Below are 22,402 nucleotides of genomic sequence, written 5' to 3'. Positions count from 1 at the left end.
GGCCCCGTTACCAAAGCCGCCTTTCATTCCGGGTTTAGGGGCCGATTAGCCGACGAAAGCGCGTTCGATGACGAACTCGGCCGGATTGTTGTTGGCACCCTCGTTCAGGCCAGCCTTCTCGAGCAGCGCCTTGGTGTCCTTCAGCATGGCGGAGGAGCCGCAGATCATGCCGCGATCGATCGCGGGATCCAGCGGCGGCACGCCGAGATCGCTGAAAAGCTTGCCGTTTTCGATGAGATCTGTAATGCGGCCCTTGAAGGGGAATTCCTCGCGGGTCACGGTGGCATAATGACGTAGCTTGTCGCCGACGACTTCGCTCAACAGCTCGTCGTTGCGGATTTCCTCGACGAGATCGAAGCCGTATTTCAGCTCAGCAACATCGCGCGTGGTATGGGTGAGGATGACCTCCTCATACTTCTCATAGGTCTCCGGGTCGCGGATGAGGCTCGCAAATGGTGCAATGCCGGTGCCGGTCGAGAACATGTAGAGACGGCGGCCAGGAGTCAGCGCGTCCAGAACCAGCGTACCGGTCGGCTTCTTGCGCATCAGTACTTCATCGCCCGGCTTGATGTTCTGCAGGTGCGACGTCAGCGGACCGTCCGGCACCTTTATGGAAAAGAATTCAAGCTCGTCGGCCCAGGCCGGGCTCGCGATCGAATAGGCGCGATACAGCGGCTTGCCCTCGACCATCAGGCCGATCATGGCGAACTCGCCTGAACGGAAGCGGAAGCCTTGCGGCCGGGTCATGGTGAAACGAAAGAGCCGGTCGGTATAATGCGTGACGCTCAGCACCTTCTCGGCGAAGACGCCTGCGGGTACTGCTGAAGCAAATTCATCTGTCTTTGCGGGGGCGTTCATTCTGTCTCGGATCCCGTATTAGTCTTACGCGTTTTTCTGGGCACGTTTTTCCTGGCAGGCTCATTTCGCGACGCTGATATAATAATATAGCCGGTTTTGAAAGGCATTCCATTCCAACCGGCGACACAGGACTGAAATATGCATTTTTCAGTCAAGTTTCCAGATTGCCGACATTACATCCTTCGAGAGGCTTGAATACGGCAATCCGACTCTGTCAAATTGCCGCAACAGCGAGCCTTTCCGCATCAGGCCGACTTTGCCGGCAATCGCCGCCAGCTATAGGCCTGTCCGCCTTCGGCACGCCGAGCGGTCGGCTGATAATAGTGCGGAATGCCCGGAAGGCGATTTTCCGACAGGCGCTTCAGCGCTGTTGCGTTGGTGACGGCGAAACTATCGATACCCACGCGCAGCATCAGCGGAATCTGATCGATCAGCACGTCGCCAACCGCACGCAGCTCATTGGCATAGCCGAGGCGCTGACGCAGCAGCGACGCATGGCTGAAAGCGCGGCCATCGTTGAATGCCGGAAACGCGACCGCGACGATATCGAGACGGTCGAGATAGGGCTGCAGCCGGGTTACATCATCGGCAGGCTTGATGAGAACGCCGAGGCCGGCTTCGTTGCTCTCTTCCGCCTTCGCGATCAGTGCATCAAGGCTAAGCAGAGGCTTCTGCGTCTCGGTCGCCTTGACCTCATCGGTCTCGATGACCCATGGATCATTGTCGACGAAACCTGTTTCACGCCAGATCTTTGTCACGGTCAATCTCCTTACGCTGCTTCCGCTGCCGACGAGGACGCGCCGTAAAGCGCGGTCTTGAACGGCTGCGGCCCGACACGACGGTAGGCGGTCAGGAAGGTTTCGGAGGGATCTAGACGAAGACCGAGATAGGTATCGACGATGGTCTCGATGGCGTCGGTCACCTTGTCGGGCTCGAAGCCGCGACCGATGATCTCGCCGATCGAGGTGTTTTCGTCGCCGGAGCCGCCGAGCGTGATCTGATAGAGTTCCGCACCTTTCTTCTCGACGCCAAGCAGGCCGATATGACCGACATGGTGATGGCCGCAGGCGTTGATGCAGCCGGAAATCTTGATCTTCAACTCGCCGATCTCCGCCTGGCGCTCTGCCGAACCGAAACGCCTGGAGATCTCCTGCGCGACCGGAATGGAACGCGCATTGGCAAGAGCGCAGTAATCGAGACCGGGACAAGCGATAATATCCGTGATCAGGCCGGCATTCGCCGTTTCCAGGCCGTTGGCCACCAGACCGCGATAAACGGCCTCGAGGTCGGCCAGTGCAACATGCGGCAGGATAAGATTCTGCTCATGGCTGACGCGGATTTCGTCGAAGGCATATTCCTCGGCGATATCCGCGACAGCTTCCATCTGGACATCCGTCGCATCGCCAGGAATGCCGCCGATCGGCTTCAGCGAGATTGTCACCATCCCGTAATCGGGGTTCTTGTGGGGGTGCACATTCTGCTGCACCCAGCGCGCAAAAGCCGGATCGGCCTTCTTCCAGCGTGCCAGGCTTTCCCAACCTTCTGGGCGCTCTGGCAGCGCCGGTGGTGCAAAGTAGGCTGAGATCGCCTGAACGTCAGCTTCCGGCAGCTTCAGTTCAGTGTCTCGCAGCTTGTCGAACTCGGCCTCGACCTGGCGTGCCAGTTCCGCGGCGCCGGTTTCATGCACGAGGATTTTGATACGGGCCTTGTACTTGTTGTCGCGGCGGCCATGCAGATTGTAAACGCGCATGATCGCCGTGGTGTAGGACAGGAGATCCTCTTCCGGCAGGAAGTCACGGATGAGCTTGGCAACCAGGGGCGTGCGCCCCTGCCCGCCTCCGACGTAAACGGCAAAGCCGATCTCGCCCTTGTCGTTCTTCTTCAAATGCAGGCCGATATCATGCACCTGGATCGCAGCGCGGTCGCGCTCGGCGCCGGTGACGGCGATCTTGAACTTGCGCGGCAGGAAGGAAAATTCCGGATGAACGGACGACCACTGGCGGAGGATTTCGGCATAGGGCCTGGGATCGGCGACTTCATCAGCCGCAGCGCCGGCGAAATGATCGGCCGTCACGTTGCGAATGCAATTGCCCGAAGTCTGGATCGCGTGCATCTCGACGGAGGCCAAATCGGCCAGTGCATCGGGCATCTCGGAAAGTTTCGGCCAGTTGAACTGCAGATTCTGGCGTGTGGTGAAGTGGCCATAGCCGCGGTCATAGGTGCGCGCGATATGGGCGAGCATGCGCATCTGACGCGAGCTCAGCGTGCCGTAGGGAATAGCGATCCGCAGCATATAGGCATGCAGCTGCAGATAGACGCCGTTCATCAAGCGCAACGGCTTGAAGGCATCTTCCGAAAGCTCACCCGAGAGGCGTCGCTCCACCTGATCGCGGAACTGGGCAACCCGTTCCGCAACAAAGGCGTGGTCGAATTCATCGTAACGATACATGACTTCCTCGGGACTTCTCAGACTGCAATGAAATCGGGATCGGCCGCGGCATAGCCCGGCGCATATTCCATGGTGGGGCCTTCGGCGCGGATGCGCTCGCGCAGGCGCAGCGGCCAAAGCTTGCCGCCGGTTTCCTGCACGTCGATCAGATTGACATCGACGACCTTGTTGTCAGCATAGGCCTGCTTGCCGATCGCTTCCAGTGCGGCTTCCGCTTCCGCATGGCGAGCGACCAGCGCCTCCTGCAGCGATGTCACCCACTCACCATTTGCGTTCAGCCAGACGGCGACGCCATCGGTGAGCCGGTTTGCGGTCAAAACCTTGTCGACCATCAATCAGTTCCTTGCATAGTCTTGAGCAGCGGTCTCGCGACGGACCAGCGGCTCGGATTGCTCAAAATTCGCACCGGCGACGGCATCGCCGATGATGACCATGACCGGCCCGCTCAACTCATCGCGGTGCTCGAGATCAGGAAGATCTCGTAAAATACCATGCATCAGGCGACGATCGCGCCGGCTTGCATTTTCGATGATGGCGACGGTCGTCTCGGGCGGCAGGCCGGATTGCATGAGGCGGCCGGCAACGGAAGCGGCGACAGTCCGTCCCATATAGACGGCAATCGTGGCGCCGGATACGGCCAAACTCGCCCAATCGGGCAGTGCATCGCCTGTGAGATCGTGACCCGTCGTAAAGACCAGCGATGAAGCAACGCCGCGCAACGTCAGCGGCAATTCGAAATCCGCAGCAGCGGCGAAAGCCGAGGTGATGCCCGGAACGATCTCATAGCCGATGCCAGCGGCGCGCAGAGCCGCCATTTCTTCGCCGGCACGGCCGTAAACCAGCGGATCGCCGGACTTCAGCCGCACAACGCGCTTGCCTTCACGGCCGAGCTGCACCAGCAGATCGTTGATCTCTTCCTGCGACTTGCTGTGGCACCCCTTGCGCTTGCCAACGGAGAGGCGCTCCGCATCGCGGCGGCCCATGTCGACGATCGCCTGCGGCACCAGCGCGTCATAGACGATAACATCGGCTTCCATCATGACGCGCTGTGCGCGTAGCGTCAGGAGATCTTCCGCGCCAGGACCTGCGCCGACCAGCCAGATACGGCCCTCGATTTCACACGACGACTGCAGCAACTCATCCGCCGCCCGCTCCGCCTGCGCGACATGGCCTGCATTGACGGCATCGGCGACCGGTCCGGAAAAGAACTGCCGCCAGAAGACGCGGCGAGCAACGCCACGCGCCACGAAACGCTCAACCGGCTTGCGATAGCGCGTCGCCAGTTCCGCCAGCTTGCCGAGCGACGGCGACAGCATTTGATCGATCTGCGCACGGATCATCTGCGCGAGGACAGGACCGGCACCTTCCGTGCCGATGGCAACGGCCACAGGAGCGCGATTGACCAGCGCAGGCGTGTAGAAATCGCAATAGTCGGGCTGATCGACGGCGTTTGCCGGGATGCGCTCAGCGCGAGCCGCATCGACGATCGCACGATCCGCCTCGGCATCGCCAGTAGCAGCAAAGACAAGCGTCGCGCCTTTGACCTGATCGGGTGAAAAATCGCCGCGTACGGTTTCGATGCGGTTGGCGATGAGGAAAGCGTGATAATCAGCCTCCGGCGCCTGCGCAAAGGCAACGACTTTCGCCTGCGTGTTCAAAAGCAGCCGCACCTTGGCAAAAGCTTCGTCACCATTGCCGAAAACAGCCGCCATCCTTCCTTCCACGCGGAAGAAAGCGGGAAACACCGAAAGCTGCTCAGTCCTGGGAGGCATCACTATTCCACTTCGAGATTTGGCGAATATCGCCCCTGCGGCCAAGAGATTGAAGAAACAGAAATTCTAATGCCCATGCATGCGCGTATTCTTTTGCTCGACATGACAAGGATTTGAGCAAAACTCACCAGGCGAGCAGATTGCAATAAGCCTATAAAATCTATAGATTTTTATGACTCGCCCCCGTTGCCGAGCTGCTTTATTGCTTGTGGCAGACATAGTCTTTAAGTTATTTACGCATACCGCAGCATTTGCAATCCCGATAGACTGCAGCGAAAATCGTTGGAGAAAACCCTTGTCTGACAATAGCATCGCTGCACGCCTCCTCAACGTCGTCGAGCATGACATCCTGCCCCTAACCCGCAAAGGCGTCGCGGCCGGCAACAAGATTTTCGGCGCAGCCATCCTGCGCAAGTCCGATCTCTCGCTCGTCATCGCGGAAACCAACAATGAACTGGAAAACCCGCTCTGGCATGGCGAGGTTCACACCCTCAAGCGCTTCTACGAACTCGGCGAAAAGCCCGCGACCAAGGATTTAATCTTCCTGTCCACGCATGAGCCCTGCACCATGTGCATGTCGGCGATCACCTGGGCGGGCTTCGACAATTTCTACTATTTCTTCAGCCACGAGGACTCCCGGGATGCCTTCGCGATCCCGCACGATCTCAAGATCCTGAAAGAAGTCTTCGGTCTGGAGCCGGGTGGCTATCGCCGCCAAAATGCATTCTGGAACAGCTTTGCCATTTCCGACCTCGTGGAGACGGAAGACGATCCGCGTAAAGGCGAGCTGAAGGACCAGACGGCGCGCATCAAGCAAGCCTATGCCGATCTTTCCGAGAACTACCAGGCATCGAAGAGCGGCAACGACATCCCCTTGAAGTGACAGAGCAAAACTTGAGGCAACGATGGAAGCATCGCGAGACATTTCCCGTCTGATCGAGATCATGGCGGCGCTGCGAAACCCGGAGAGTGGTTGCCCCTGGGATATCGTCCAGACCTTCGAGACCATCAAGCCCTATACGATCGAAGAGGCCTACGAGGTCGCGGATGCGATCGAGCGCAAAGATAATGACGATCTTTGCGACGAGCTCGGCGATCTCCTGCTGCAGGTCGTTTTCCATGCTCGCATCGCCGAGGAGGCCGGCGCATTTTCCTTCGGCGATGTCGTGCACGCCATCACTCGCAAGATGATCCGCCGCCATCCGCATGTCTTCGCCGCCTCGGACGCCAAGACCGAGGATGCGGTGACGCTGCAATGGGACCGGATCAAGGCCGAGGAGAAACGCGAACGGGCGGAACGCCGCGCCAAGAGCGGCATCACTGAAGATTTCAAGGGCGGCTTCCTGGGCTCGGTACAGCGGACCTTTCCTGCCCTGACCGAAGCCTTGAAACTGCAGGAACGGGCCGCCAAGGTCGGTTTCGACTGGTCTGCGCCGGAGCCGATCCTCGACAAGATCGAAGAGGAGATCGGCGAATTGCGGGCGGCACTTGCAAGCGGCGACAGGGCCAAGGTCAGTGATGAACTCGGCGATCTGATCTTCGCCGTCGTCAATATCGGCCGGCATGTGAACGCCGATCCAGAACAGGCGCTACGCGGCACAAACACGAAGTTCCGCCGCCGCTTCCATCATATCGAAACGACGCTCGAGGCTGAAGGCGAGACGCTGGAGGGCGCCTCGCTGGAGCGGATGGAAGAGATCTGGCAGTCGGCGAAAGCCATCGAGCGGCAGCTTGCCGGAGTCAAAACGGCCTAAAACACCTATTCCCAGTCTTCGCGCTGCGGCTTCGGACCGTTGCCCATGCGCCGTTCCAATTCAGCCGCTTCGGTCTCTGTCAGGCGAACGTCGAGCGTGACCGTGCCGTCCTCATTGTCTTCGCGGTTGTCGACGACAGCATGATTGTAAAGCCAGGGCAGCAGCGCCAGCTTTTCGACGGGCAAGGTGATCGTCGTTTCCGTCAGCACGCCGGAGAGGCGTCGGCTGATTTCGTCCATCAGGCGATCGACGCCCTCGCCTGTTATCGCTGAGACGGCAATGACGTTTTCCGCGGTCGACGCCTTCTGGACGATGGCGTCATGCGCTTCCGGTTCCAGGCGGTCGATCTTGTTCCAGACCTCGAGAATGCGCTCGGCGCCTTCGGCCTCGCCAATGCCGAGATCGCCGAGAATACGCATGACATCTGCACTCTGGGCCTGATTGTCATCATCGGAGAGATCCCGCACATGCAAGATCAGGTCAGCTTCCAGCACCTCTTCCAGGGTCGCGCGGAAGGCGGCCACCAGGTGAGTCGGAAGGTCGGAAATGAATCCGACTGTGTCTGAGAGAATGACGGTACGGCCATGCGGCAGCTTCATGCGGCGCAGCGTTGGATCGAGCGTCGCAAACAGCATGTCTTCCGCCAGAACGCCGGCGCCGGTGATGCGGTTGAACAGCGTCGATTTGCCGGCATTGGTATAGCCGACGAGAGCCACGATCGGATGTGGCACCTTTTTGCGCTTGGCGCGATGAAGCTGGCGGGTACGAACCACCTGCTCCAGTTCCCGCTCCAGCCGGATGATCCGCTCCTGCAGCATGCGCCGGTCGGCTTCGATCTGGGTTTCACCCGGGCCGCCCATGAAGCCGGCACCGCCGCGCTGGCGTTCAAGGTGGGTCCAGCTTCGAACCAGCCGGCCCTTCTGATAGTTCAGATGCGCCAGCTCGACCTGCAGCGTACCTTCCTTGGTGGAGGCGCGGCGGCCGAAGATTTCGAGGATGAGGCCTGTACGGTCGATGACCTTGGCGTTCCACGCCTTCTCGAGATTGCGCTGCTGCACCGGCGTCAGAGGATGATCGACGATGACGAGCCCGGCATTGAACTCGTCGAGCAACGCGCGAATCTCTTCGATCTTGCCGGTCCCGAGCAGGGTTGCCGGCCGCGGATCGTTGATCGGCACGATGGAGCCGTTGACGACATCGAGATCGATGGCGAGCGCAAGGCCTTTTGCCTCTTCCAGCCGGCTTTCGGGCGGGCGCGAAACGGAGATGGTGCTATCGGCTTGAGCTGAACGCGCGGAGCGCGCCTGCTTCAGCACAGGCACGACGACAACAGCGCGCATATCATCCCGGTGTTTTACGGTCTCCGGGATGAGGGAATCATTTTTGGTATCGCGTGTCGTGATAACGGCAAGTCCCAGTTAGGATGCGGCTTCTTCGCTCTCGAACATCTGCATCGGCTGACCCGGCATGATCGTCGAGATCGCATGCTTATAGACGAGCTGCGAATGGCCATCGCGGCGGAGCAGGACGCAGAAATTGTCGAATGAGGTTACGACACCTGTGAGCTTCACGCCGTTAATCAAGAAAATCGTGAGTGAAATCTTTTGCTTGCGAACAGTATTGAGAAACAAGTCCTGCAAGTTCTGAGAACGTTCCGCCATCGCGCCGCTTCTTTCTTTTTTGCCGACCTGAGCCGGTTGAATGTCATGGTATACAGAGGTCCCGGACGGGAGATACCCTCATTCTCTCCCCCCCAGCGAATGTTGGTATCAAATCGCAGTCTTTTCCGCAACGTCGAAAAAGGCTTCACGAATTTTCTGTGACATGCTGCCCGGATGACCGTTCGCTATCGTCTCTCCATCGATAGAAACGACCGGAAAACAGATACTTGTCGCCGCGGTGATGAAGACTTCGCGGGCCTTCATCATCTCCTCGACCGAGAAGAATCGCTCGACGATCGTCACATCGAGCTTGGCTGCAACATCCATCAGCGTGGTGCGGGTGATGCCGCGCAAGATGCCGTGCTCGGCGGGGCGAGTAACGAGATTTCCGTCATGATCGACGATCCAGACGTTGGTGGCCGCACCTTCCTTCACCATGCCATTGTGGTCGATATAAATCGCCTCCTGGGCGCCGGCCTCCTTCGCCTGCTGGCGGGCCATGGCGTTCGGAAGCAAGCCCACGGACTTGATATCCACCCTATCCCAGCGATTGTCGCGGACGGTGATCGCCTTGATGCCGTTGGCGTTCTTCTTGGCAATCACGGACTGATCGGTGCTCTTGGCAGTGACGACGATCGAGGACGGCGTGCCGGCCGGCGGAAAGACGTGATCGCGGCGGGCGACGCCACGCGTCACCTGCAAATAGAACAGGCCATTGCGGACATGATTGCGGCGCAGGGTTTCGCGAATCACCAGCACCAATGCCTGACGCGTCATCGGCCAGGCGATTCGTAGCTCGTTCAGCGAACGGTTGAGGCGATCGAGATGGCGCGTCAGGTCGACAATCACGCCATGACGAACCTCGCACACCTCGTAGACCCCATCGGCGAACTGATAGCCGCGATCCTCGATATGCACCATGGCATCGCTGTGCTTGACGTAGCGACCGTTGACATAAGCTATTCTCGGCATGGAAGCCCCTGATCCGAATTCGATGATGTTTGAAATGTCGGGCGACTGGTCAGACGCCCAACGACTTCAGCTTGCGATGCAGCGCCGAGCGCTCCATGCCGACAAATTCTGCAGTGCGCGAGATATTGCCGCCGAAACGGTTGATCTGAGCGATGAGATAATCGCGCTCGAACATTTCGCGCGCTTCGCGCAGTGGTAGCGTCATGATGTGATAATCGTTCTTGGCGGAGACCTTCGGCAGCATATCGCCAAGGTCGGTCGGCAGCATTTCCGCCGTGATCGGCGTTTCCGCCCCATCGGAGCGGGCCAGGATCATCAGCCGCTCGATATTGTTGCGAAGCTGGCGGATATTGCCTGGCCAGTCGTGCGCCTGCAGCACGGCCATGGCATCGTCGCCGATTCGGCGCGGACGGATGCCCGCCTGTTCCGAAATTTGGCGCATAAGCTGATCGACGAGGAAGGGGATATCTTCGCGGCGCTCGGCAAGGGCCGGGACTCGAACCGGCACCACCGCGAGGCGGTGGTAGAGATCTTCGCGGAAAAGGCCCTCGGCAATGCGGCTCTCGAGATTATAGGCCGTGGACGAGATGATGCGCACATCCACCTTCACGCGCTTCGAGCCGCCGACGCGCTCGAATTGCTGGTCAACGAGCACGCGCAGGATCTTATTCTGCGTCTCGCGCGGCATTTCACCGACTTCGTCGAGATAAAGAATGCCGCGATGAGCCTCCTCCAAGGCGCCGATCTTGCGCGCCTGTCCCGGCGAACCTTCGGTGCCGAACAGGGCGATTTCCATGCGCTCCGGCGTAATGGTGGCGGCATTCAGCGCCACGAACGGACCATTGGCACGGGTCGACTTCTTGTGAATCATCCGGGCCACGAGCTCCTTGCCGGAGCCTGAGGGGCCGAAGATCATGATGCGGCTGTTGGTCGGCGATACCTTGTCGATCGTCTGGCGGAGCTGCGAAACGGCAACCGAGGTGCCGATCAGTTCCACAGCGTCGCCGGTGCGGCGCTTCAGCTCGGAAACCTCACGCTTCAGTTTGGAATTTTCCAACGCACGCTCGGCGATCAGGATCAGGCGATCGGCCTTGAACGGCTTTTCGATGAAATCGAAGGCGCCGCGCTTGATGGCGGAGACGGCCGTCTCGATATTGCCGTGACCGGAGATCATGACGACTGGCAGCTCGGGATGGCGCGCCTTGATCTCGTCCAATAGCGCCAGACCATCGAGCTTGCTGCCCTGCATCCATATATCGAGGAAGATGAGCCGCGGCGCACGATCGGAAATCGCGGCGAGCGCGCTGTCGCTGTCATGCGCAGTGCGAGTTTCGTGGCCCTCATCCGAAAGAATTCCCGAAACGATTTCGCGAATGTCTTCCTCGTCATCCACTACGAGAATGTCAGATGCCATAGACGCTTTCCTTGTCACTTGCTGTCGGGGCGATGGCGGCTTGCTCACGGCGCGGCAGATGCACGCGGATCATGGCCCCCCTGCCCTGGTCGAAATCGGCCGGCGCGTCGTGGAGTTCGATCTGCCCGCCATGGTCTTCAATGATCTTCTTGACGATGGCGAGGCCGAGGCCGGTGCCCTTCTCGCGCATTGTCATGTAGGGTTCGAGAATGCTGTGCCGGTTCTCGACCGGCAGACCGCGGCCATTGTCGATGACATCGACCGTGAAGCGGTCGCGATCCGGGTCCAGAGACGAACGCACCAGGATTTTCGGCTGCTCGCGCGCTTGATCGCTCGGTACACCCTCGATCGCCTCGACGGCATTCTTGATGAGATTGCCGAAGGCCTGGCCGAGCATACGCGCATCGAACATGCCTTCCAGCCGTTCGTCGCCCAGCTCACGCTCGAATTTGACGTGAGTATTACCCATTTCGCGCAGGAACACGGCATCGCGCAGAATATCGCGCAGATCGGTCGGCTCCATTGTCGGCTTCGGCATGCGGGCGAAGGAGGAGAACTCGTCGACCATGCGGCCGATATCGCCTACCTGCCGGATGATCGTATCCGTGCATTGGTCGAAAACGGGACGGTCGGCATCGGCGATATTCTTGCCGAAACGACGGCGGATGCGCTCGGCGGAAAGCTGGATCGGCGTCAGCGGGTTCTTGATTTCATGCGCAATGCGGCGCGCGACATCGGCCCAGGCTGTCGAACGCTGCGCGATGACAAGATCGGTAATGTCATCGAGTGTGATGACATAGGATTCATTAGCGTCACGCGATTCCTCGCGCGTCACCTGAACACTAAGCGTGCGTACCGTTCCGCCGCGAACAAGACTGATCTGCTTGCGGAAATCGCTGCGATGGCGCGTTGTCGCCTCGGTAACGACCTGCTCGACCTCGGGGGCGATCTCCGACAGGTTCTTGCCGATCAGTTCGTCGCTCTTGAGCGTCAGCAGATCTTCGGCCGAGGTGTTGACGATGGTGATACGCCGATCATGCTCGACGCCGATCACGGCTGCCGTCACACCCGACAGCACGGCCTCGATGAAACGGCGTCGGTCGTCGACTTCGTCCTTCGCTTCAAGGATTTCATCGCGCTGCGTGCGAATTTCCGAGATCATCTTGTTGAAAGTGCGCGAGAGACTGCCGACGTCGCCGTCGGCCGAGCGCACCGGCACCAGTACGTTCATGTTGCCCGAGGCAACATTGTCTGCGGCGCTGATGAGAAGGCGGATCGGCCGCACAATGCGGTCGGCGATCGCAATCGCGGTCCAGATTGCCGCCAAAAGCACGATCAGAGCAAAGCCGATATAGAGGACGGCGAAGGCAATCTGAAGCGACATGCGGCCGGCTTCCATCGCCTTGTATTCGACGGTGTTGTCTTCGACCATGCGCATGGCATTCATGACGCGTGGGTCGACAGCGCGCACAGTGTAGAGGAATGAACCCGGAAGCTCGTCCAGCTTGATGACCGCGCCGACAAGATTGGTCACGCCGGGCGGGATGAGCGTCGGCTGGCCATTGGCTGAAGAGTCCAACGCATCCTTCGGGATGGCCGGCAGTGGGCGTTCGGTCTTGATATCGGCCTGGACGATAGCGGTGCCATCGCGCCGCACCAGAAAGGCACCCAGCAAGCCGCGTCCCCGCGCCTGCCGGGTCATCAGATCGGCAAAACCGGTGCGATCGAGGTTGAAGAGCGAGCGATTCCGTTCCAGATCGTTCGCCATCGAGACGGTCTGGCCCTGAAGATAGCTCGCATTCTCCATCAAATAGGCCTGCGCGACGTTCTGCGAGGAGCTGATGATCTGCTGCGTGCGCACGCCGAACCAGCGATCCAGACCGACATTGAGCGTCAGGCTGGCAACGATGGCGACAAGGATCGCCGGCGTGATCGCGACGATCGAGAAAAGAACGACGATGCGTATATGCAGGCGGGCTGCCGCACGGCCACGGCTGCGCGCCTTCATCAGCCGCGCCACTTCACGAGCGATCAGAGCAATCAGCCCCAGCACGAACAGGCCGTTGATGACGACAGAGGTGAAGACGACCGAGGAGGTCGGGGCAATCGGGGTCAGCCCGAGAAGCATCAACAAGGTCGCGATAGCGCACAAAAGCGCACCGCCGGCCAAGATCAGACCAGGTAGGGCAAAGGAAGCACGACGGTCCGTCACCTTGACAACCGTCTCGTCGCTCGCCGCCGGCGACACCGCGTCCTGCATCATTCCCATCAATCTCCACGCCCGAGCGACGGTCGGCGCCCTGGTCGAATCGCACAGCGCTATGGCACGGGTGCGAGAGACAGGCAGAGGCGGAAACTGTCGTTCGGTTTCGCGCTGAAGCGAAACCTTTATTTCACGTCACTTCTGCAACATGCTGAAAAACCAGACGAACTCCTGTTCCCACAAGAGCGGCCAGATGAATCGCCACCGCAAAAACGACGAATCTGCTGCGTGACCTTTAAGCAACGCATTGTGGCGAAAATGCAACGCATCGAATTGCGTTGTCAAGCCGTACGGGAGCTTCTGTAAACCGAAACACCCAGTTCTCTGATCTTTTTGCGCAGCGTATTGCGGTTGAGGCCCAAAAGATCGGCCGCCTTGATCTGATTGCCGCGTGTGGCGGTCAGGGCGGCGAGAATCAACGGGTATTCCATTTCGGTCAATACGCGGTCGTAGAGGCCCGGCGGCGGCAGGTTCTCACCGAAACTGGCGAAATAGGTCCGCATGTTCTCCTCCACCGCCTGCGCAATGGTCATGGAGCCGGTGCGGACCGGGCCTTTCTCGATCGGGCTGTCGGGCACGTCGGCACGCAGCTCCGCTTCGATGATCTCCTTGGTGATGACATCCTGCGGGTAAAGCGCCATCAGCCGGCGGATAAGATTTTCCAGCTCGCGAACGTTGCCGGGCCAGGGATAGGCCTTCATGAGTTCGAGCGCTTCCTGATCGAAACGCTTGGAACCAAGCCCCTCTTTCTCAGCCTGCTGGATGAAATGACGCACCAGATCGGGAATATCCTCGGCACGATCGCGCAGCGGCGGCAGACGTAGCGGCACGACGTTGAGGCGGTAATAGAGATCTTCACGGAAGAGGCCTTGATTGATCGCCTGCTTCAGGTCCTTGTTGGTGGCGGCAACGATGCGGACGTCAGTGCGGATCGGGGTACGGCCGCCGACGGTGGTATATTCGCCCTGCTGCAGCACGCGCAGCAGGCGCGTTTGCGCATCCATCGGCATATCGCCGATTTCGTCGAGGAACAGCGTGCCGCCTTCTGCCTGCTCGAAGCGGCCCGTCGAACGGGTCTGCGCGCCGGTGAAGGCACCCTTCTCGTGGCCGAACAGTTCGGATTCGATCAGGTCGCGCGGGATGGCCGCCATGTTGATGGCCACAAAGGGACCGTTACGGCGCTTGCCGTAATCATGCAGGGCACGCGCCACCAGTTCCTTACCGGTACCGGATTCGCCGGTGATCATCAGCGTCAAATCGGTCTGCATCAGGCGTGCGAGCACGCGGTAGATTTCCTGCATCGCGGCGGATCGGCCGACGAGCGGCATACCGTCCTGCATGTCGTCATCGATTTTTGCCGGCTTGCGCTTCGGCTCCGCCAGCGCGCGACCGACGATCGCGATCAGCTCGGTCAGGTCGAAGGGCTTCGGAAGATAGTCGTAGGCGCCCTTCTCCGATGCCTTGATGGCCGTCATGAAGGTGTTCTGCGCACTCATGACCAGAACAGGCAAATCCGGCCTCGCCTTTTTGATGCGCGGCAGCAGATCGAATGCGTTTTCGTCGGGCATGACGACGTCGGTTACGACAAGGTCGCCTTCGCCGGCGGAGACCCAACGCCAGAGCGTGGCGGCGTTCGATGTGATGCGTACATCGTAACCCGCGCGGCTCAAAGCCTGGTTGAGCACGGTGCGGATGGCCGCATCGTCATCGGCGACAAGGATCGTGGCTGTCATCGAGTAGTCCCTGTAGAGTTCGGAAGTGGGGCATCTTCTGAGGTGATGCCCTTGGAGGCAGGCATCAAAACACGGAAAGTGGTACGATGGTTCTGGCTGTCGCATTCGACGATGCCGCCGTGGTCGCCGATGATCTTGGCAACCAGCGCCAGGCCGAGACCGGTTCCGTTCGTCTTGGTGGTGATGAACGGATCGAAAAGATGCGGCACGAGATCGGCCGGGACGCCCGGACCATTGTCGATGACGCAGAATTCCAGCGGCAGCGAGATCTTCTCGCGCGTGCCAGCAACCGAGAGCCTGATGCCGGGGCGATAGGCCGTCGTCAGCATGATCTCGCCATCCTGACGGTCGCCCACCGCTTCAGCGGCGTTCTTCACCAGATTGAGGAAGACCTGCACGAGCTGATCCCGGTTTGCGAAGACCGCCGGCAGAGAGGGGTCGTAATTCTCTGAGATCTTGATGTTTCGGGCAAAGCCGGCCTTGGCGACGGCCTTCACATGATCGAGCACGGAGTGGATGTTGACGGGGACGCGATCGACGGGCCGTTCGTCGGAGAAAACCTCCATACGGTCGACCAGCGAGACGATGCGATCCGTCTCGTCGCAGATGAGGCGGGTCAGGGCGCGATCGTCGTCCTCGACCGATTGTTCGAGCAATTGCGCGGCGCCGCGAATACCTGACAGCGGGTTCTTGATCTCATGCGCCAGCATGGAGGCAAGGCCCGTGACTGAGCGGGCTGCGGCACGATGTGTCAGCTGCCGGTCGATCTTGTCGGCCATGGAGCGCTCCTGGAACACCACCACCACAGAGCCGGGGTCGCTGGAAACCGGCGCAACATAGAGATCGACCAGCTTGTCCTGTCCGAGACGTGGCGAGCTCAGATCGACACGATATTCATTCACTGGTGCGCGGCGTTCGCGCACCTGATCGATCAGCGCCAGCAAAGGGCTGCCGAAGGGAATGAAGCTGGAGATCTTGTAGCGCGACAGATGCGAGGCGCTGGCACCAAAGAAAGCTTCCGCCTCCCAGTTGGCAAAGGCAATGAGGCCGGCCTCGTCGACCATGACGACGGGGTTCTGGATCGCATTGAGAACGGCCATGGCCACGGAGTTGGCCGGGCCATCACCGGCACCGGAGCTGGATTTCGAAGTCATGCAGCCTCCTGAATGCGGTGAGCGAGATCAGCGCCTGCCTGCAGCGCGGCTCGGAAGGATACAGCAACCTCGCCGCTCTCTTTCGACGTCATGATCTTTGCCTTGTCGGCGCCCATTGTCGCCGGCGCGTAGCGGTCGAGATACCATGCGAGATGCTTGCGGGCATGGCGAATGCCGACCGCCTCGCCATAGAACTCCAGCATCATGCGATAATGTTCGAGCGCGATCTCGACGATCTCATCGCGGCTGGGCTCACGATGCCCTGCCAGTACGCCCGCATGCCATGGACGACCCTGGCAGCCACGGCCGATCATGACCGCGTCAGCGCCGGAGCGACGCAGGATTTCCTGCGCATCCTCGGCCGTTTCGACATCGCCATTGGCGACAAGCGGAATGGAGATCGCGTCGCGCACGGCGCGGATCGCATCCCAATCCGCCCTGCCCTCGTAGAACTGCATGCGCGTGCGGCCATGAATGGTGACGAGCTGAACACCGGCCTCTTCGGCGCGCCGCGCGATATAAGGCGCATTGATGGAATTCTCGTCCCAGCCGAGCCGCATCTTCAGCGTCACGGGAATACTCACAGCGCCGACCGTCGCTTCGATCAATGTCAGCGCATGGTCCGGGTCACGCATCAGCGCCGAACCGGAATAGCCGCCAATCACCTTTTTGGCCGGACATCCCATATTGATATCGATGATATCGGCGCCATTATCCGCGGCGATCTTTGCAGCCTCGGCCATCCAATGCGCTTCACGGCCCGCGAGCTGCACCATATGCGGCTTCAAGCCGGCGCTCTTCAAACGCGCCCAGGATTCGGCAGTATCCTGAACTAGCTCGCGGCTAGCGACCATTTCCGTGACGACCAGGCCGGCGCCATAGCGTAAAGCCAGCTGCCGGAAAGGAAGATCGGTCACGCCCGACATCGGCGCCAGGATCACGCGATTCCGGATGGATACGGAGCCGATGGAAAATGGAGCTGCAAGCTTGGAAGAAAGCAAATGATTATCTTTCGGGCACACCATACATCTGCACTATTTTTAGACACGCTTTGAAAGTTTGCCAAGGGGTTTCGAAGAATCCCGATATTTTTTGGGCAGATGCTGGAAAATCCTCGGTCGAGGCGATAGACCCTGCTGAAGCAGGATCCCGTTTTGGCGATCTATTTAGCATGTGCTTATTCAAAAAGCTCTACGCTTTTCAAAGCCATGCCGCAGACGGAGCCTTTCATCCTTCGGGGGTTTATGACGCAAATGCATTCAAAGCAACCGTTGTCGGTGGGAATCGTGATCGTTGCCGCCGGACGCGGCGAACGGGCGGGCTCTCCGGAAGAAGGCCCCAAGCAATATCGCCCGATCGGCGGCAGAGCGGTTATTGCGCATACGCTTGAAAAATTCGTGACATGGCCGCAGGCATCAAAGATCGTCGTCGTCATCCACCGCGATGATGAGGGGCTGCTGGGCGCGGCGCTGAAGCAGGTTTCAGGCCTGCCTGAGATCAAGATCGCCTTTGGTGGGGCGACTCGCCAGCAATCCGTGCTTGCCGGGCTGCGCGCGTTGAGAGATAGCGATGTCACACACGTGATGATCCACGATGCCGTGCGCCCGTTCTTCGATCATGATCTGCTCGACCGAGTGGCCGTAGCGCTCGCGGGTGGCGCGCCAGCGGTGCTGCCGGCCATGCCTGTCACCGACACGCTGAAGCGCGGCAATGCGGAAGGGCTCGTTGTCGACACCGTGCCGCGCGCCGGGCTTCATGCCGCCCAAACGCCGCAATCCTTCCGCTTGGCCGATATTCTCGCCGCGCATGAAAAGGCCGAAGCCGACGGCAAGATTGATTTCACCGACGATGCGGCAATCGCGGAATGGTGTAACCTACCGGTGACATTGGTGATCGGCAGCGCCGACAATGTGAAGCTGACGATCAAGAGGGATATTGCCATGGCCGATGAAAAGCTCAGTGCCGCGCTGCTGCCGGACGTGCGCACCGGCAACGGCTATGACGTCCACCAGCTGGAGCCCGGCGATGGCGTTACCCTCTGTGGCGTGTTCATTCCGCATGACCAGAAGCTGAAGGGGCATTCGGACGCTGATGTTGCCCTGCACGCGCTGACGGACGCGCTTCTTGCCACCTGCGGCGCCGGCGATATTGGCGATCATTTTCCGCCCTCCGATCCGCAATGGAAGGGTGCACCGTCGCGCATCTTCATCGAGCACGCGGCAAAGATCGTGCGCGAACGCGGCGGCACTATCATGAATGCGGATGTCTCGCTGATCGCCGAGGCGCCGAAGGTCGGGCCGCATCGTGACGTCATGCGCGCCAAGCTTTCCGAATTCCTCGGCATCAGCATCGATCGGTGTTCGGTCAAGGCAACGACAAACGAGAAGATCGGCTTCGTCGGCCGCCGCGAAGGCATCGCCGCCATTGCGACAGCCACCGTCGTCTATCGCGGAGGCAAGGCATAATGCACTTTCCCGATGAGATTATCGCGCTTGCGCAAAAGATCGTGGCTGACTTCACCGCAAAAGGCTGGATGGTCGCAACGGCAGAATCCTGCACCGGCGGGTTAATTGCTGGCGCTCTCACCGAGATTCCAGGTTCGTCCGCCGTGGTCGATCGCGGCTTCGTCACATACACCAATACCGCCAAGGTGGAGATGCTCGGCGTTCAGGAGCAGACGCTGGCGCAATTCGGTGCGGTGTCGAAGGAAACGGCGCTGCAGATGGTGCATGGCGCCCTCTTCCGCTCTCGAGCCGATTTTGCCGTGGCGGTCACGGGTATCGCCGGTCCCGGCGGCGGCTCCGCGGAAAAGCCCGTCGGGCTCGTTCATCTGGCCGCCAAGGGGCGAAGCGGCAGGATCATCCATCGTGAAATGCGCTACAGCGACATCGGCCGCGACAAGGTTCGGCTCGCCACGTTACGGACGGCATTGGAGATGCTTGTCACGCTCGCTCAATGAGCGGGAGCGGCTTCAAGCATAGATTTTGTTCGCGCGCGTCTCAAAGGCATCCGTGAACATGCGGAAGGCCCGATCGAACATCGATCCCATCAAAGCACCGAGAATACGGCTCTTGAACTCGTAGTCGATGAAGAAGTCGATGACGCTGCCGCCATTCTCCGCCGGCTGAAAGCGCCAGCGATTGTCGAGATACTTGAACGGTCCATCGATGTATTTCACGTCGATCGCGCGATCCGCTTTGTTCAGCAGCACCTGTGTGGTGAACGTCTCGCGGATGGCCTTATACCCGACCGTCATATCGGCAACGAGCAAGGTCTTACCGTCCCGTTCCTTGCGGCTGCGAACCGTGAGCGCGTCACAAAGCGGCAGGAATTCCGGATAACGCTCCACATCGGCGACGAGGTCGAACATCTGGTCGGGCGAATGCGGAACGGGGCGATGGGTTTCGAACTGAGGCATGAGCCGCAATTAAGCAGGACGACAGAGAAGATCAAGAAGCTGACGCATTTCACCACGGGATTTCAGCTGTAAAACCGGCACATTGGGGCCGTGCTCGGCAAGCCCGGCAAGGACTCTAGGCGTGAATTTTTCCTCAAATGTCCAAATAAAGCGCAGAAACTCCCAATCGACTTTCTCGATGCAGCCCGGTGCCATTTCCGGGCGCGTGCGGCCCATCCACTTGATCCAGCGAGAAATAGCACCCCAGATGCATAGTAAGCGAGGCATCCGCACCCATATGACCAAATCAGTACGCGGCAGGCGTATGTCGAATGTCGACGGATTGGTCCCGTCCATGATCCATCGTTCGCCCTGCACCTTGGCGACGATGATGGCGCGCTGCTCTTCCCTGTCGCGCTGAACCCAGCCCGGTAGCCACAAAACGTCGCGATCGATCGACACATAAGTAAGACCGAATCGAGTGGCTATCTGCTGCGAGAGGGTCGACTTTCCGCCGCCGGAGCAGCCCATAACAAGGATTCGGTTCGCCCTGCGGATATGATCGGCTGCTTCAGTGAGATCGTACACTTCGCTATGCAACGCAGGATTCATCACTTGATCCATCACACAGCCTCACAGATCTTGCTTCGAAAGCGTGACAGCAATTCCTCACCGTCGCTGTAGGATTTCAACGTCACAACAGGCACATGGCTGCCGCACCGTGCCAGCATCTCCTGAAACTGCGGTGCTTCTTCTCGCTCGAACGTCCAGATATAACGAAGGAATTTCCAATCCAGCCGCTCGGGGCATCCGGGCGCCATCTCGGGCCGCGACCGGCCGCGGTAGCGCAGCCAGCGCGAAATGACTCCGCGGAGTGCCATGTATCGCGGTGGGCGTCGCCATATGACGAGGTCGGTGCGCGGCAGCCGCAAGGGCAAGGTTCCGGGGCTGTTGCCGTCCATGATCCAGCGCGGTCCGGCAACCGCCTGTTCGATCAGCGCGATGGCTTCCGGGCGCGGGCGCGATTTCCAGCCGGGCAGCCAGAAGATATCGCGATCCATCGAAACATAGGTCAACCCACGCAGCGACGCGATGGCCTGCGCGAGCGTGCTCTTGCCTGTGCCGGAACAGCCAATGATGAGAATACGATCTGCTTTTTCGACGATGCGTGCCGCCTCATCGATATCGACGGCACGGACGAGCGCATGCGGCGCGACGATCTGCTCCACGGTCCAGCTCCATAATCGAATCGAAAGCGCCGATACCGGTGACAAACGGCGGCGTGTTCCCTAGGCCGCGTCAATGACAAAGAGATGACAGCGCGAACAAAAACCGCAGCACAATCGCCGCGGTTCTTTCGAATGCCAAAATGAATCTTGTTCGGTTTATTCGGCGGCCAGCAGCAGCTTCTTTTCGCGAGCAGCGCGCAGCCGCTCGAAATCGTCACCAGCATGATGGGACGAGCGCGTCAGCGGGCTGGAAGCGACCATCAGGAAGCCCTTGCTGTAGGCCACTGTCTCATAGGACTTGAACTCTTCCGGCGTGACGAAGCTCATGACCTGATGATGCTTGCGCGTCGGCTGCAGATACTGGCCGATGGTCAGGAAGTCAACGTCAGCGGTGCGCAGATCGTCCATCAGCTGCAGCACTTCATTCCGCTCCTCGCCGAGACCGACCATGATGCCGGACTTGGTGAACATGGTGGGGTCTAGTTCCTTGACCCGCTGCAGGAGGCGGACGGAGTGGAAGTAGCGCGCGCCGGGGCGAACCGTCAGGTAATTGCCGGGCACAGTTTCCAGATTGTGGTTGAAGACGTCCGGCTTGGCGGCGACGACGCGCTCCAAAGCGCCCGGCTTCTTCAAAAAGTCCGGCGTCAGGATCTCGATCGTCGTCGACGGCGAAGCCGCACGGATCGCCCAGATGACTTTCTCGAAATGCTCGGCGCCGCCATCTTCCAGATCGTCGCGGTCGACCGAGGTGATGACGACGTGGCTGAGGCCCATCTGCTTGACAGCCTTGGCGACGTTTTCCGGCTCGGCCATATCGAGCGCGTTCGGCTTGCCGGTCGCGACATTGCAGAAGGCGCAGGCGCGCGTGCAGATCTCACCCATGATCATGAAGGTGGCGTGCTTCTTGTCCCAGCACTCGCCGATATTCGGGCAACCGGCCTCCTCGCAGACCGTGACGAGCTTGTGCTCCTTCACGATCGAACGGGTTTCGGCATAGCCCTTCGATGTCGGCGCCTTCACGCGGATCCAGTCCGGCTTGCGCATGACTTCCGTATCCGGCCGATGCGCCTTTTCCGGGTGTCGCACGCGCTTTGCGTCCGGGTTGATCGTATCGAGAATCGTGACCATGGAACGTCTACTTTCCGCCGCTTGAAATGCGGCCCTTCATCGCCGAGCGAATTTGGCGAGGAATATCAGAATGCATGCACCGATGAAACCGGTGATGAAAAAGCCGAGCCGGCCGCCGGGAACGCCGACATGCAGGGCCACCATCAGCGCCGCAGCCACGACCGAACCGGCAATGCCGAGAATGATGTTCAGGATGATGCCATAACGCGCATCCATCAGCTTGCCCGCGAGCCAGCCCGCAAGACCGCCGATGATGATCAGACCCAGCCAACCCATGCTTTCCATCAAACCCTCGTTTCAAGTGCCCTTCAGGACAATCCCGCTGAACACCTCGTGCCTCTCACTGAGATGCCCTAGACGATCAATCTCGCCAACAGCACCACGATGATCGCGCCGACCGTGGCATGGATGATCTCCACCACAAGCGCATTTTCAATGCCGAGCGATATCCCGAAATAATGGAACAGGAAACCGCCCACGAAAGCGCCGATCACGCCGCTCACCAGACAACTGATGAGCCCGCCTCCTCCAACGATCAGGCTCGCGAGGAAACCCGCGACCAGCCCGATGAGAAGAAAGACGATCCAACCTTCCGCCGTGATAGACATGTTGATTTCC

At 59.8% G+C, this 22,402-nt stretch carries 23 protein-coding genes; 4 read left to right on the top strand and 19 right to left on the bottom strand.

The features are described 5' to 3' along the window. Positions 1–45: 45 nt before the first annotated feature. The 5 genes from FBZ97_RS16575 to cysG all read right to left on the bottom strand — a co-directional run bounded on the left by FBZ97_RS16575 (position 46) and on the right by cysG (position 5,079). The gene (locus FBZ97_RS16575; protein WP_145320125.1) at positions 46–858 is read right to left on the bottom strand and encodes a ferredoxin--NADP reductase; all 813 of its coding nucleotides are present in this window, start codon (positions 856–858) and stop codon (positions 46–48) included. A gap of 245 nt (positions 859–1,103) precedes the next feature. Beyond that, positions 1,104–1,616 carry a DUF934 domain-containing protein gene (locus FBZ97_RS16570; RefSeq protein ID WP_145320127.1) on the bottom strand — a complete coding sequence of 171 codons (513 nt, stop codon included), beginning with the start codon at positions 1,614–1,616 and terminating at the stop codon, positions 1,104–1,106. An 11-nt stretch (positions 1,617–1,627) separates the two neighbouring features. After that, positions 1,628–3,307, bottom strand: a complete 1,680-nt coding sequence (locus FBZ97_RS16565; RefSeq protein ID WP_145320129.1) for a nitrite/sulfite reductase — start codon at positions 3,305–3,307, stop codon at positions 1,628–1,630. Positions 3,308–3,324: 17 nt separating this feature from the next. Next, entirely contained in the window at positions 3,325–3,639 is a 315-nt protein-coding gene (locus FBZ97_RS16560) for a DUF2849 domain-containing protein (RefSeq protein WP_015339836.1), read from the bottom strand. Between the two features lie 3 nt (positions 3,640–3,642). After that, entirely contained in the window at positions 3,643–5,079 is a 1,437-nt protein-coding gene (gene cysG, locus FBZ97_RS16555; RefSeq protein ID WP_145320131.1) for a siroheme synthase CysG, read from the bottom strand. A gap of 295 nt (positions 5,080–5,374) precedes the next feature. On the opposite strand from cysG, the gene FBZ97_RS16550 reads away from it, so the two are divergent. Next, positions 5,375–5,962 (top strand): nucleoside deaminase, encoded by a 588-nt coding sequence (locus FBZ97_RS16550; protein ID WP_145320133.1) that lies wholly within the window; start codon positions 5,375–5,377, stop codon positions 5,960–5,962. A gap of 22 nt (positions 5,963–5,984) precedes the next feature. Further along, positions 5,985–6,833, top strand: coding sequence for a nucleoside triphosphate pyrophosphohydrolase (gene mazG, locus FBZ97_RS16545; protein ID WP_145320135.1), 849 nt, complete (start codon positions 5,985–5,987; stop codon positions 6,831–6,833). 5 nt (positions 6,834–6,838) lie between these two features. Here mazG and hflX read toward each other — a convergent pair whose 3' ends face one another. The 8 genes from hflX to dusB form a co-directional block, all read right to left on the bottom strand. After that, positions 6,839–8,173 (bottom strand): GTPase HflX, encoded by a 1,335-nt coding sequence (hflX, locus tag FBZ97_RS16540; protein ID WP_145320137.1) that lies wholly within the window; start codon positions 8,171–8,173, stop codon positions 6,839–6,841. Between the two features lie 78 nt (positions 8,174–8,251). Next, positions 8,252–8,494 carry an RNA chaperone Hfq gene (hfq, locus tag FBZ97_RS16535; protein ID WP_003539403.1) on the bottom strand — a complete coding sequence of 81 codons (243 nt, stop codon included), beginning with the start codon at positions 8,492–8,494 and terminating at the stop codon, positions 8,252–8,254. Between the two features lie 108 nt (positions 8,495–8,602). Next, positions 8,603–9,466, bottom strand: coding sequence for a D-amino-acid transaminase (locus FBZ97_RS16530; protein ID WP_145320139.1), 864 nt, complete (start codon positions 9,464–9,466; stop codon positions 8,603–8,605). 49 nt (positions 9,467–9,515) lie between these two features. Further along, positions 9,516–10,880 carry a sigma-54 dependent transcriptional regulator gene (locus tag FBZ97_RS16525; protein ID WP_015339830.1) on the bottom strand — a complete coding sequence of 455 codons (1,365 nt, stop codon included), beginning with the start codon at positions 10,878–10,880 and terminating at the stop codon, positions 9,516–9,518. Then, on the bottom strand, positions 10,870–13,143 hold the full coding sequence (locus tag FBZ97_RS16520; protein ID WP_145320141.1) for a PAS domain-containing sensor histidine kinase: 2,274 nt from the start codon (positions 13,141–13,143) through the stop codon (positions 10,870–10,872). Before FBZ97_RS16520 ends, FBZ97_RS16525 begins: the two co-directional genes overlap by 11 nt. A gap of 281 nt (positions 13,144–13,424) precedes the next feature. Next, a complete protein-coding gene (gene ntrC, locus FBZ97_RS16515; RefSeq protein ID WP_145320143.1) occupies positions 13,425–14,876 on the bottom strand; it encodes a nitrogen regulation protein NR(I) in 1,452 nt (483 codons plus the stop codon). After that, on the bottom strand, positions 14,873–16,030 hold the full coding sequence (locus FBZ97_RS16510; RefSeq protein WP_145320145.1) for a nitrogen regulation protein NR(II): 1,158 nt from the start codon (positions 16,028–16,030) through the stop codon (positions 14,873–14,875). The genes ntrC and FBZ97_RS16510 overlap by 4 nt, the downstream gene beginning before the upstream one ends. Continuing rightward, positions 16,027–17,055: a tRNA dihydrouridine synthase DusB gene (gene dusB, locus FBZ97_RS16505; RefSeq protein ID WP_145320147.1), complete on the bottom strand. Its 1,029-nt coding sequence runs from the start codon at positions 17,053–17,055 to the stop codon at positions 16,027–16,029. Before dusB ends, FBZ97_RS16510 begins: the two co-directional genes overlap by 4 nt. Before the next feature lie 219 nt (positions 17,056–17,274). Between dusB and FBZ97_RS16500 the strand changes: the two genes are divergently transcribed. Together FBZ97_RS16500 and FBZ97_RS16495 are read left to right on the top strand one after the other, a co-directional pair. Beyond that, on the top strand, positions 17,275–18,495 hold the full coding sequence (locus FBZ97_RS16500) for a bifunctional 2-C-methyl-D-erythritol 4-phosphate cytidylyltransferase/2-C-methyl-D-erythritol 2,4-cyclodiphosphate synthase (protein WP_113333798.1): 1,221 nt from the start codon (positions 17,275–17,277) through the stop codon (positions 18,493–18,495). Continuing rightward, positions 18,492–18,989 carry a CinA family protein gene (locus tag FBZ97_RS16495; RefSeq protein WP_113333797.1) on the top strand — a complete coding sequence of 166 codons (498 nt, stop codon included), beginning with the start codon at positions 18,492–18,494 and terminating at the stop codon, positions 18,987–18,989. The genes FBZ97_RS16500 and FBZ97_RS16495 overlap by 4 nt, the downstream gene beginning before the upstream one ends. Positions 18,990–19,001: 12 nt before the next feature. On the opposite strand, the gene FBZ97_RS16490 is transcribed toward FBZ97_RS16495, so the two are convergent. From FBZ97_RS16490 to FBZ97_RS16465, 6 genes are all read right to left on the bottom strand, one after another. Beyond that, on the bottom strand, positions 19,002–19,448 hold the full coding sequence (locus FBZ97_RS16490) for a type II toxin-antitoxin system RatA family toxin (protein WP_113333733.1): 447 nt from the start codon (positions 19,446–19,448) through the stop codon (positions 19,002–19,004). 9 nt (positions 19,449–19,457) lie between these two features. Continuing rightward, entirely contained in the window at positions 19,458–20,051 is a 594-nt protein-coding gene (locus FBZ97_RS16485; RefSeq protein WP_113333732.1) for an AAA family ATPase, read from the bottom strand. Then, positions 20,051–20,656 (bottom strand): AAA family ATPase, encoded by a 606-nt coding sequence (locus FBZ97_RS16480; protein ID WP_145320149.1) that lies wholly within the window; start codon positions 20,654–20,656, stop codon positions 20,051–20,053. Before FBZ97_RS16480 ends, FBZ97_RS16485 begins: the two co-directional genes overlap by 1 nt. Positions 20,657–20,812: 156 nt before the next feature. Beyond that, positions 20,813–21,784 carry a lipoyl synthase gene (gene lipA, locus FBZ97_RS16475; RefSeq protein WP_113333730.1) on the bottom strand — a complete coding sequence of 324 codons (972 nt, stop codon included), beginning with the start codon at positions 21,782–21,784 and terminating at the stop codon, positions 20,813–20,815. 36 nt (positions 21,785–21,820) lie between these two features. Beyond that, positions 21,821–22,069 (bottom strand): GlsB/YeaQ/YmgE family stress response membrane protein, encoded by a 249-nt coding sequence (locus tag FBZ97_RS16470; RefSeq protein WP_145320151.1) that lies wholly within the window; start codon positions 22,067–22,069, stop codon positions 21,821–21,823. Positions 22,070–22,137: 68 nt separating this feature from the next. Next, positions 22,138–22,392: a GlsB/YeaQ/YmgE family stress response membrane protein gene (locus tag FBZ97_RS16465; RefSeq protein WP_145320153.1), complete on the bottom strand. Its 255-nt coding sequence runs from the start codon at positions 22,390–22,392 to the stop codon at positions 22,138–22,140. Positions 22,393–22,402: the final 10 nt, after the last annotated feature.

It is taken from the genome of Rhizobium sp. ERR 942 (assembly GCF_007828395.1).
In the GTDB taxonomy this organism is placed as follows: Bacteria; Pseudomonadota; Alphaproteobacteria; order Rhizobiales; family Rhizobiaceae; genus Rhizobium; species Rhizobium dioscoreae.
Note: the sequence above shows the minus strand (reverse complement) of the source record. Positions and strands in the feature narration are given on the sequence as shown.

Bases quoted from the DNA above. Each gene is read 5' to 3' on its own strand.
- FBZ97_RS16525 (WP_015339830.1), bottom strand. From the start codon at position 10,880: ATGGCATCTGACATTCTCGTAGTGGATGACGAGGAAGACATTCGCGAA.
- hfq (WP_003539403.1), bottom strand. From the start codon at position 8,494: ATGGCGGAACGTTCTCAGAACTTGCAGGACTTGTTTCTCAATACTGTT.
- FBZ97_RS16520 (WP_145320141.1), bottom strand. From the start codon at position 13,143: ATGATGCAGGACGCGGTGTCGCCGGCGGCGAGCGACGAGACGGTTGTC.
- FBZ97_RS16575 (WP_145320125.1), bottom strand. From the start codon at position 858: ATGAACGCCCCCGCAAAGACAGATGAATTTGCTTCAGCAGTACCCGCA.
- FBZ97_RS16530 (WP_145320139.1), bottom strand. From the start codon at position 9,466: ATGCCGAGAATAGCTTATGTCAACGGTCGCTACGTCAAGCACAGCGAT.
- FBZ97_RS16565 (WP_145320129.1), bottom strand. From the start codon at position 3,307: ATGTATCGTTACGATGAATTCGACCACGCCTTTGTTGCGGAACGGGTT.
- FBZ97_RS16490 (WP_113333733.1), bottom strand. From the start codon at position 19,448: ATGCCTCAGTTCGAAACCCATCGCCCCGTTCCGCATTCGCCCGACCAG.
- FBZ97_RS16560 (WP_015339836.1), bottom strand. From the start codon at position 3,639: ATGGTCGACAAGGTTTTGACCGCAAACCGGCTCACCGATGGCGTCGCC.
- cysG (WP_145320131.1), bottom strand. From the start codon at position 5,079: ATGCCTCCCAGGACTGAGCAGCTTTCGGTGTTTCCCGCTTTCTTCCGC.
- FBZ97_RS16470 (WP_145320151.1), bottom strand. From the start codon at position 22,069: ATGGAAAGCATGGGTTGGCTGGGTCTGATCATCATCGGCGGTCTTGCG.
- mazG (WP_145320135.1), top strand. From the start codon at position 5,985: ATGGAAGCATCGCGAGACATTTCCCGTCTGATCGAGATCATGGCGGCG.
- dusB (WP_145320147.1), bottom strand. From the start codon at position 17,055: ATGGTGTGCCCGAAAGATAATCATTTGCTTTCTTCCAAGCTTGCAGCT.
- FBZ97_RS16510 (WP_145320145.1), bottom strand. From the start codon at position 16,030: ATGACTTCGAAATCCAGCTCCGGTGCCGGTGATGGCCCGGCCAACTCC.
- FBZ97_RS16485 (WP_113333732.1), bottom strand. From the start codon at position 20,051: ATGGATCAAGTGATGAATCCTGCGTTGCATAGCGAAGTGTACGATCTC.
- FBZ97_RS16500 (WP_113333798.1), top strand. From the start codon at position 17,275: ATGACGCAAATGCATTCAAAGCAACCGTTGTCGGTGGGAATCGTGATC.
- FBZ97_RS16465 (WP_145320153.1), bottom strand. From the start codon at position 22,392: ATGTCTATCACGGCGGAAGGTTGGATCGTCTTTCTTCTCATCGGGCTG.
- ntrC (WP_145320143.1), bottom strand. From the start codon at position 14,876: ATGACAGCCACGATCCTTGTCGCCGATGACGATGCGGCCATCCGCACC.
- hflX (WP_145320137.1), bottom strand. From the start codon at position 8,173: ATGCGCGCTGTTGTCGTCGTGCCTGTGCTGAAGCAGGCGCGCTCCGCG.
- lipA (WP_113333730.1), bottom strand. From the start codon at position 21,784: ATGGTCACGATTCTCGATACGATCAACCCGGACGCAAAGCGCGTGCGA.